Raw genomic sequence first — 10,191 nt, 5'->3', positions numbered from 1 at the left:
GCCGGCGCGCCGGGCACGCGCAGCCGCCGCGGGCCGGCTTCCAGCACCCATTCCGGCTCGGCCGCCTGCAGGGCCGGCCGGTCCAGGCCCAGCCTGCGCACGAGCGGGGCCAGGAACTGCGCCAGCTCGTCCAGGTCGCAGCCCTTGCCCATATAGTGATCGGCCCCCAGGTTCAGCCCCGCGATGCGGTCGCGCTGGTATTGCGCGCCGAAAACAGTACGATGCCCACCTGTTCGCGCGCGCCGCGCAGCGCGCGCACCAGATCCAGCCCGCAGCCGTCGGGCAGGCCGATGTCGATGACGGCCAGCCAGTGCCGCGCCGCGCCCGCTCAACCTCGACAGCCCGCTGCCCGCGCCGGCCCGGCCCGGCGGACCCGAAGTCCGCATCTCGCGCATCGACCTCGCCGGCAACAGCGTCTATACCGCGAGCCAGCTGCTCGCCCGCCTCGGCAACTACCAGGACCGCACCTGTGATCTGGCGGGCCTGCAGGAACTGGCCTACCCACTCACGCGCTACTACCGCGAAACCGGCTACCCCTTCGCCCGCGTCTGCCTGCCGGCCCAGAACCTGCATGACGGCGTGCTGCGCCTGCAAGTGCTGGAAGGCCGCTACGGGCAGGTGCGCGCCGAGCGCCGACCCGAAGCTGGCGGCCGCGGCGCAGGACTACCTGCGTCCGCTGCGCGGCGGCGAAGTCATCGAAAGCGCGCCGCTGGAACGCGCGGCCGCGCTGCTGCTGTCGGACCTGCCGGGCGTGACGGCCACGCCGTCCATCCGTCCTGGCCCGGATCTCGGCGCGGGCGATCTCCCGGTCCAGGTCCAGCGCGGCGACCGCGTCAATGGCAGCGTGGGCCTGGACAACCAGGACAACCGCTATACCGGGCAGTACCGCGCCAACGCCAGCCTGGCCGTCAACAGCCCCTTCCTGGCGGGCGACCAGATCACCGTGCGCGCACAGGGCACCAGCGAAGACCTCTACTTCGGCGACGTGGGCTACAGCCTGTCGCTGGGCAGCGCCGGCCTGCCCGGCCAGGTCGGCTACGGCGATACCGGCTACCAGCCGGGCAAGGACTTCAGCGACCTGGACGCGCGCGGCACGGCGCAGGTGGCCAGCGCGGGCCTGCGCTATCCGCTCGTGCGCTCGCAGTCGCGCAACCTGACCCTGGGCGTGGACTTCCAGCACAAGAAGCTGCGCGACGACTACCGCGCCGCCGACGTGCGCCAGAACAAGTCCAGCAACCGTGTGCCCTTCAGCGCCCAGTTCGACCTGCGCGACGGCCTGGGCGGCGGCGTCACCTACGGCGCGCTGAACTGGACGGTGGGGCACCTGAACCTGGGCGGAGCCCTGGCCGAGGCGGACAGCCTCACGGCCCGCAGCGCTGGCCATTTCAGCACGGTGAACCTGGACATTGCCCGCCTGCAATCGCTGGCGCCGCGCTGGAGCCTGTACGGGCGCTTCGGCGGGCAATGGACCCGCGACAACCTGGACTCCTCCGAGGATTTCGGCCCGGGCGGGCCGGCGGGCGTGCGCGCCGATCCGGTGGGCGAAGGCTATGGCGACCGCGGCTGGCTCACGCAGATCGAGCTGCGCTACGCGGCCGGGCCGGTCACGCCTTCCCTGTCTACGACGCCGGCGTGTGCAATACGCCGCCCGGCCCTGGCAGCCGGGCGAGAACTTCCGCCGCATCGCCGGCGCCGGCCTGGGCGCGCGCGTGGCCGTGGGGAGCTGGCGCGCCGAGGCCACCGCGGCCTGGCGCACCGACGGCGGCAAGCCGGAGTCCGACAGCCGCGACCGCAAGCCGCTTGTCTGGGTGACCGCGCAATACGTGTTCCAGTCGTGTTCTGGCGGTGGCCGCCGCGGCCCGGCGCGCGCCGCCTGCGCCGGGATGCCGCGGCGCGTCAGAGCAGGAACAGGGCCGCGGCGGCCACCGCCGTGGGCGCCAGCGCGCCCAGCAGCAGGCCGCCATTGCCCACCGCGCCGTTCTGGAACGCCCCCCGCAGCAGCGCCACGCCGGCGGGATTCGGCGCATTGGCGATCACGGTCAGCCCGCCGCCGGCCACCGCGCCCGCCACCAGCATGTACTTCGACGCGTCCGAAATGCCCTCGATGAGCGAGCCCAGGTAGGTCAGCGCGGCGTTGTCGGTAATGGCCGTCAGGCCCAGCGCGCCGAAGAAGAGCGCCACGGGCTGCAGCCCGCTCACGATGGGCTGCAGCCACCATTGCTGCATGCCGCCCAGCACCACCAGTCCGGCCAGGAAGAATCCCACCAGCAGCGCCTCCTTGATAATGAGCCGGTTCTGGCTGGCCGGATACGCCTGCGTATAGCCCAGGAAGAACAGGAACAGCCCGAGGAACACAATCGGGTGGTGCGCCGCCAGCACCACCGCCACCAGAAAAGCCAGGTGCACCGCGATAACCACTGGCGACACGCGCGGCGACTGCTGCCCCCGGCCCATCACGTCTGGCGCGCGCAGATGCGGACGCAGCAGCAGCGTCGCGGCGGTGGCGTTCACGAACACGGCCAGGGCGGCCTTCCAGCCGAAGGCTTGGAACATGAAGGCGCTGTCCCAGCCCCAGGTGGACGCCACCATGAGCACCGGCGGCGCGGCGTAAGACGTCAGCGTGCCGCCCACCGATATGTTCACGAACAGCACGCCGATCGCAACGTACTTGAGCCGCTCCGGCATGCCGCGGTGGAACACCTGCGGTCCCAGCATCAGCGCCGCGATCGTCATGGCCGCCGGCTCGGTGATGAGCGAGCCCGCCAGCGGCACCGCGCTCAGGCACAGCCAGGCCTTGGCCGTGGCCGGAGGAACCGGCAGCAGCCGCGCCAGCCCTTCCACGCAACGCATCACCGCCGTCAGGACGGGCAGCGACGCGGCGATCACCATCACCACGAACACGAAGGCTGGCTCCGTGTAGTTGCGGGTTTCCGCATAGCGCAGCGCCTGGCCGGATGTCGCGGCCAGCGCCATTGCGATCAGCAGCACGCCGGCCCAGAAGCCGAACACCACCTCCACCTCGCCCAGCAGATGCAGCAGCCCGCCGTGCCGCTTGCTGCGATGAGCCGCCTTGAGAAACAACGGCGCGCAAAACGTATGCAAGAGGGCCACGGCGAAAATTACCGCCGCGATAGTGTCCAGTTCGACCACGTTCTATTTCCTTATTGTGTGCGCATGCCTCCGCCCGCGCCCGCCGGCGCGAGGCTGTCCGGAGACGGCCGCGCCGCCCCGGATTGCGAGCCCTGTCGACGCGATGCCTGGATGGATAGGAGAAAGCCGGCCGCACGGGGCACGCCCGAGGCGCTGGCGCGCCAGCGGACCGCGCGCGAAACCGCGGACGATGAGCGCGTTGATCCTGACGCGTATCGCCCTGGACGCTGCCGGCAGCGCGGCGGACGGCGCAGGGAAACAGCGCCCTGCCGTCGGCCGCGTCCAAGTGTAGCAGCCGGCGCGGCCCGGCCTGACTTGATTCCGCCTGACGCGGCCCGGCCTCACGCGGCCCCGCCGCGTCCAGCCGTTCAGTTCTCTCCGGCCTGGGCGGCGGATTTCCGGCCGGCCTGCAACTGCACGCGGTAAGGCCGCGGCAATCCCGAATCGCCGATGTACTGGTACGTCAGCACCGAGGCCGCGGGGCAATTCAGCTCGGCCAGCGCGGCCTCGGCCAGCGGGGCCACCATGATATGGTTCAAGGGCTCCCCGCACGGCCCGCCCTGCGCGTCCAGGGCCTGCACTTCGGTCATGGTCGTGTAGAACGGCGTGGGATTGGACACCACCACGGCGGCGCCCGCCGCGCCCGACGCCTTGCGGAGCTCCCAGCCCAGCTTCTCGGGCACGTCTTCGACATGCTCGGATGCGAAGGCGGGCCGGTAGAACAACTTGAACCGATGGCGCAAGGCGACCGCCATCGAGTTATGGTGCGGCTCGGCGATCCGGGGCACGCCGGTCGCGCTCAACAGGAAAAACGACTCGCGGTCGCGCGGCAGGCCCGAGCCCTGGAAATAGATCTCCACCGCCTTGGACTCGTGCGGCTCCAGGACCAGCATCGGCCGGCTCACCGCCAGCGGCACATCCTCGCTGGCGCGGCCATCGCCCCAGTCGATCGTGGTCTGCACCAGCATCGGAATATTGCTGTCATTGGAGATCAGCATGGTTTCTTTCTTGCGCCCTTCCTTGAGCACATAGCGGGATCCTCCGCCGAACGACAATCCGCCCTCGACGGGGGCGGCCGAACCCGGGCCCGAGGCGAGGTCCGACGCCTGGACCGATGCGCCCAGCGCAAGCAGGGCAAGCCCCGCCAACAAGCAGAAACAAAACGGTTTCGAGAAAGTGCGGCACATAACAGGAACAGGAAATGGGATTGGAGAATCGGGAAAGGACAAAGGGAAAACGCGCGGCGGCATCCGTCTGCCCTCGCGGACGCAGAGCCCGGGGGGACGACAGCCCGCCAGCGGGTGCAGGGCCCGCGGCCGCCACGGCCGCAGGTCCGCACGGAGGGCAAGGCCGGCGAGCCGCGATCGGAGTCCGCGTCGCAGCCCGCGTTGCAGCCGGGAGTGCGAACGACATCGCGGGCGGCGGTGCGGGCGACATTGCGCCCGGCGCCGCAGCGGGAAACGGGAACTCCGCGCCGCGCGGGCGCGTTGGGAGCCGCAGCCTTGCATCGTCAGCCGTGCTCGGCCATCGTGGGCTGGCAGGCGCCGCGGTAGGCGTCCAGCAGCCTGCCGAACTCGTCGCGGTCCAGCGCCGGGGCCACCAGATAACCCTGGACCGCATCGCAGCCGGCCTCCCGCAGCAACTGCATCTGCTCGTCGGACTCCACGCCCTCCCCCACTACCGACATGCCCAGGCGGCGGCCCAGCTGCGCCACGCTTTCCAGGGCCGCCGCGAACGCGGCATCGGAGGCCGCGCCGCGCACCAGGCTGCGGTCGATCTTCATTTCGGTGAAGGGCGTGGACAACAGGCGATGGAACGAGCTGTAGCCGTGGCTGAAATCGTCCTGCGACAGGCCGAACCCCAGCAGGCGAAGCCGGCATGCGCCCGCGTAGTAATTGGCGGCGTCCTGGGTGTCGCTGGTTTCGGTGAGCTCGAAGCAGATGGATGAGGGCGAGACGTCGCGGGCCGTTACGTGGCGGTGCAGGCGGTCGGGCAGATCGGGCTGGTCGAGCAGCCGCGTGTGGATGTTGAGCGAAACGCCGATGTCGAATCCCTGGGCGGCCCATTGCCTGCGCGCGGCCAGCGACTGCTCGAGCATGGCCCACAGCAGGCGCTCGCTGAGGCCGGCGCGCTCGATCGCGGGCAGGAACGCGGCGGGCGGCAGCAGGCCATGCCGCGGATGCCGCCAGCGGCGCCCAGCGCCTCGGCGAGGAAATGGTGTTCGTCCGCAACGACAGCTTGGGCTGGAAGCGCGCATGGATGGCGCCGCTGTCCAGGGCCTGCTCCAGGGCGTCGCGGTCGGCTCGCCGGGAAGGACGGCCCGCTCCGCCTGCGGCTGGCCGCGCCAGTGGCTCAGCGCCCCCAGCACCATGCTCGCGCGGATGCGCGGTCACGCGGGGAAAGACGCCGAGAAAGCCGAGCCCGCGCAGGCGGGCCAGGTGCGCCGCCCCGCGCAGCATGCGCTGCGGCTCGTCGCCGACGAGCGCCAGCGCCGGCGCGGACGCGCGCACCGGCAGCTTGCGGATGAGCTGCACGCCGTCCAGGCGGGGCAGCCGCAGCTTGCCGAGCACGAGGTCGAATCCGCCTTGCTCGAGCCGTAGCAGGGCTTCGCGGCCGTCGGCCGCCGCCTGGACGGCATGCCGGCCCAGTTGCAGGAAAGACGCCATGGCGCGGGCGCGCGTGGCGGGATGGTCTTCGACAACAAGTATGCGGTAGGTATCGATGGGCATGGCAGGCACGGAAGGCACGGCGGCCGGCGAAGCTCCCGCCATGCGCGTCATGGCGCCGGCGGAAGCCGGGCCGGGCGGGAAGCGCTGGGCAAGGACCGGATTTCAACGATTCGGCCCGCTGGCCGGCGCCGGACCGGGATGGCCGCGCCACGAAACAGCGCGGAGAGGAATACAGAGTAGCGACCGCGGCCGGCCCACCGCCATCAGATTTATCTGGCATTTGAGGGAATAAATCTGATATATGAGAAAACGCGGACCCGGCTTAAGCCACGTAAGCAGTTACCGATAACTGAGGTAGAAGTGCTGAAGATTTCGTCAGAAAAAGCTGCTTTTCACAAGGAGACGTCATCATGAGATCCGGACTTTGCCCCGCCTACCTCGGCGCCGCCATGATTTGCCTGTCGGTCGCCACGCCGGCGGCAATGGGCGCAACCACCTATGGCGTCATCCGGTTCACCGGCCGCATCGTGAATCCGCCCATGCGCGTGGAAATGGCCCCGCCGGCCATCGCCGCGAACCGCGCCCAGGGGCGGATGGACGTCGAATTCCGCAGCGCGTCCCGAGAAACGACGGGCACCACGGTCCAGGTCGTGGCCGCCCCGGGACAGGCGATCAGCGCGCGCTTCACCGACCGCTCCGGCCATCTCATCGCGCCCTCGGCCGACGGCCGCTATCGCGTGGCCGCGGAGGGTGCGCATCTCGCGCTTTCCGGCTCCGGGAACGGTTCCGCCGGCGCTCCGGCGCGGCCGGAAGAACGGCCCGCCTGATCGTGAGCTGGGACTGACGCTTCCCGGGCTGCCGCCCTGCATGCAACCCCGCCGCGCCCTTCGACGTCCCGACCACCCGGACCTGTCCTTCAGAGGAATCTGTCAGCCGGCGCCCTACGTAGTACGCTGCCCGGCTGGCATCCTGGAAATCGGGCCTCGCCTTGCCGGCCGCTTCCAGCGGTGCCGCCACCGGACCTCGCTTCCCGCCGCGCCCATCGGCCTGATTCCTTCCATTTCCGCATGCCCAGTCTTCTCTCACTGACCCGCGTCCTGGCCCTCGCGCTGTTGTGCGTCGGGCCGCCCACCCATGCCCAGCCTCCCCCGCCCGAGGCAAAGCCGCTGCAGCTCGACGCCAGCCCCCCCCCGCGTTTCGGGCGAACCGCAGCTCTCCCCCGAGGACTGGCGCTACCTGCGGGCCAAGGGCACTCTGGTGCTGGGCACCTACTCTCCCGACCTGGCGCCGCTGGACGTCAGCTACAAACAGACCTTCAAGGGCATCTCCGCGGACGTCATCGCCCTGCTCGGCCAGCAATTGCACGTCCGGATCGAAGTCGAGCAACTGCCCGGCAGGGAACGGGCCCTGCAGGCGCTGAAAACCGGCGAGGTGGATCTGCTGGCCAGCGCCAATCATGCCGAAGGCAGCGTGGACGGGGTGATGCTGACCCGGCCCTATGCCCCGGACCGCCCCGCCCTCTATCGGCGGCAGTCGGACAAACGCGAATTCCCGGCCGACCTGGCCGGCCTCACGATCGCCACCGCGCAGGACTACCTGACGCCCGAGGCCCTGCGCCAGGCGCAAGGCGCGGCGCAGGTGGCGCAATACCGCAACACCACCGAGGCGATCGCCGCCGTGGCCTTCGGCAACGCCGATCTCTACCTCGGCGACTCGCTCTCCGCGCGCTATCTCATCGGCAGGAACTACTTTAACTACATCAAGGTTGACCGCTATCTTCCCGTGGAATCCGGCGGCTTCGCCTTCGCCCTGCGGCGCGATGATGCGCGGCTGGCGGACATCGTGAACACCGCCCTGCAGGCCATGGGCAGCGAGCGCCTGGACAGGATCGCCCGGCGCTGGGCCGGCGGCACGTTCCTGCCGCGCGAACCGCTGTCCACGCTCACCAGCGAAGAGAAAAGCTGGCTGGCGCGCCACCCTTCCGTGCGCCTGATCATCAACCAGGATCTCGCGCCCGCCGCCTTCCTGGACAGCGAAGGCAACTTCAACGGCGCGCTCACGGACATTCTCGAAATCGTCACCCAGCGCACCGGACTGCGATTCGATATCTCGCGCGCGGGCAGCCTGGCCGCGATGTCCGAAGCGGTCGAAACCCACGAAGCCGACCTGTCGCTGCTGACGAGCAGCCCGCTGCGCGAAGAGCGCCTGCGCTTCACCCAGCCTTTCACCAGCGATCCGTTCGTGCTCGTCACCCGCAAGAAAGACAGCCGGCGCATTCCATCGCTGTCCGCGCTGCAAGGCGGACGCCTGGTCCTGGCGCGCGGACATATCGCCATCCAGGAGCTGGCCCGGCGGTATCCCGGCATAGAAGTCATCCAGTCCGGGTCCACGCAGGCGGCCATGGCGGCCGTCGCGGCAGGCAGCGCCGACGCCGCCCTGCTCGGCCTGCCCGCGGCGCGCTATTACGTCGCCAAGATCCATGCCGACACGCTCGCCATCTCGGGCGTCACCGACCTGGAACCCGCCCACGCGAGTTTCGCGGTCCGGCGCAGCGATGCCGAGCTGCGGTCGATACTGGACAAGGTGCTGCAGCAGATCGGCCCCGAAGAGATGAACGCCATCCTGAGCCAGTGGCGGCCCAATCCGCTCATCGGCAAGCAGACCTGGGGGGATTTCCGCGAAGTCATCACGGGCCTGATCTTTGCCGCCGGGCTTGCCTCGGCGCTGCTGCTCGCGGTCATCCTGCGGCAGCGCCTGCAGATCCGGCGCCGCCGCCGCGCCGAACAGTCGCTCCTGTCCCAATTGACGCTGGCCCGGATCTTCAGCGATTCGGTTTCGCCTCCCATCTACGCGCGCGACCGCGACGGCCGGCTGATTTTCTGCTCGCGCAGCTACGAGGCCGCGCTGGGCGCGCCGGCGTCGGAACTGTTGGGCAAGACCGTGCAGCAGACGCCCGCCACGCTGGAAGGCGCGCTGGCGCTGCACGAGGCCTATATGCAGGCCATGCGCACCGGCGAGCCGGTGCGCCAGAACCGCCTGATCGAATACAACGGCGCGCCGCATTGGCTGGACCACTGGATCGCGCCATGCCGCGACGCGCAGGGCGAGGTGGTGGGCGTGGTCTGCGGCTGGCACGACATTACCTCCCACCAACAGCTCGCCGCCGAGCAGGAGCGTCTGATCGGCGACCTGCAGCAGGCCAAGCGCCTGGCCGACCAGGCCAACAAGGCCAAAACCACTTTCCTTGCCACCATGAGCCACGAGATCCGCACGCCGATGAGCGCCGTGCTGGGCACGCTGGAGCTGGCCCTGCGACAGGCCGAAACGGGAACCATAGACCGGCGCAACATCGAAACAGCCTACAGCGGCGCGAAAAGCCTGCTGGCGCTGATCGGAGACATTCTCGACATCGTGCGGATCGAGTCCGGCCGGCTGAGCCTCTCCCCCGCCCGAGCCAACCTGCGCGTGCTGGCCGAATCGGTGGCCCGCGTCTTCGAGGGCCTGGCGCGCCAGAAGGGGCTGCGCCTGGTGCTGGACCTGGACGCCGCCCTCAACCGCGACGTGCTGGTCGACCCCACGCGGATGAAGCAGGTGCTCTCCAACCTCGTAAGCAACGCCATCAAGTTCACCGATCAGGGGTCGGTCACGCTGGCCCTGCGCGGCGAAGCCCTGGATAGCGAGCGCATGGCCGTGCGCATCATGGTGGCCGACACAGGCATAGGCATTTCGGCCCAGGACCGGCAACGGCTGTTCAAGCCTTTCGAGCAGGTGGTCCGCACGCCGGCCGATACCTGCGGAGGCACCGGCCTGGGCCTGGTCATTTCGCGATCGCTCTGCGAAATGATGGGAGGCAGGCTCGAACTCCACAGCACGCCCGGCCAGGGCACGCGCATCGACATTTCGCTCGTCCTGAACCTGCTCGATCCCGAAGCGCCCGGCACGCCGGAACACGATCCGGACTCCGCGGGACCGCCGGCGGCACGCGTACTGCGCGTGCTGGTCGTGGACGACCAGCCCGAGCATCGGCAGTTGCTTACCCAGCAGTTGGCATTCCTGGGCCATGAAGCCGACGCGGCGGTGGACGGCCGGCAGGCGCTGGCCATGTGGAACCGGCACGACTACGACGTGGTGGTGACGGACTGCCGCATGCCCCGCATGCCGGGCGCCGAACTGGCCCGCGCCATCCGCGCCCAGGAACGCAGCGCGGGCCGCGCCGCCTGCCTGATCCTGGGCCTGACCGCCGATGCGCAAAGCGACGAAATCGCGCGCTGCATCGAGGCGGGCATGGACGAATGCCTCATCAAGCCCATCGGGCTGGAAGACCTCCGCGCGCGCATGCGGCGGCTGTCCGGCGGCGACTCCGCCGCCGGGG

The 10,191-nt window shown here is 70.0% G+C and carries 6 protein-coding genes and 3 pseudogenes; 5 read left to right on the top strand and 4 right to left on the bottom strand.

The window, feature by feature from the left end; all coding sequences use genetic code 11:
- Positions 1–345: 345 nt before the first annotated feature.
- Positions 346–546: pseudogene (locus AD428_RS29600) on the top strand (POTRA domain-containing protein); the annotation flags it as partial.
- A 25-nt stretch (positions 547–571) separates the two neighbouring features.
- Positions 572–1,576 (top strand): annotated as a pseudogene (locus AD428_RS25245) (ShlB/FhaC/HecB family hemolysin secretion/activation protein); the annotation flags it as partial.
- Positions 1,577–1,896: 320 nt separating this feature from the next.
- On the opposite strand, the gene AD428_RS16615 reads toward AD428_RS25245, so the two are convergent.
- The 3 genes from AD428_RS16615 to AD428_RS16605 form a co-directional block, all read right to left on the bottom strand.
- Positions 1,897–3,150, bottom strand: coding sequence for a putative Na+/H+ antiporter (locus AD428_RS16615; protein WP_053245913.1), 1,254 nt, complete (start codon positions 3,148–3,150; stop codon positions 1,897–1,899).
- Positions 3,151–3,518: 368 nt separating this feature from the next.
- A complete protein-coding gene (locus tag AD428_RS28130; protein WP_235490594.1) occupies positions 3,519–4,301 on the bottom strand; it encodes a fimbrial biogenesis chaperone in 783 nt (260 codons plus the stop codon).
- Between the two features lie 359 nt (positions 4,302–4,660).
- Complete coding sequence (locus AD428_RS16605) at positions 4,661–5,407, bottom strand: EAL domain-containing protein (RefSeq protein ID WP_160318592.1); 747 nt, start codon at positions 5,405–5,407, stop codon at positions 4,661–4,663.
- Between AD428_RS16605 and AD428_RS26820 the strand changes: the two genes are divergently transcribed.
- Positions 5,406–5,750, top strand: a complete 345-nt coding sequence (locus tag AD428_RS26820; protein WP_053245910.1) for a hypothetical protein — start codon at positions 5,406–5,408, stop codon at positions 5,748–5,750. The two genes, AD428_RS16605 and AD428_RS26820, sit on opposite strands and share 2 nt — an antisense overlap.
- Here the strand turns inward: AD428_RS26820 and AD428_RS29595 are convergent.
- A pseudogene (locus AD428_RS29595) lies at positions 5,700–5,816 on the bottom strand (hypothetical protein); the annotation flags it as partial. The gene AD428_RS26820 and the pseudogene AD428_RS29595 overlap by 51 nt on opposite strands.
- Positions 5,817–6,229: 413 nt before the next feature.
- Between AD428_RS29595 and AD428_RS16595 the strand changes: the two are divergent.
- Positions 6,230–6,646, top strand: a complete 417-nt coding sequence (locus AD428_RS16595) for a hypothetical protein (protein WP_053245909.1) — start codon at positions 6,230–6,232, stop codon at positions 6,644–6,646.
- Positions 6,647–6,953: 307 nt separating this feature from the next.
- On the top strand, positions 6,954–10,191 hold a 3,238-nt coding region (locus tag AD428_RS16590; RefSeq protein ID WP_152968128.1), incomplete at its 3' end, for a transporter substrate-binding domain-containing protein.

Source organism: Achromobacter sp. DMS1, from assembly GCF_001270295.1.
Note: the sequence above shows the minus strand (reverse complement) of the source record. Positions and strands in the feature narration are given on the sequence as shown.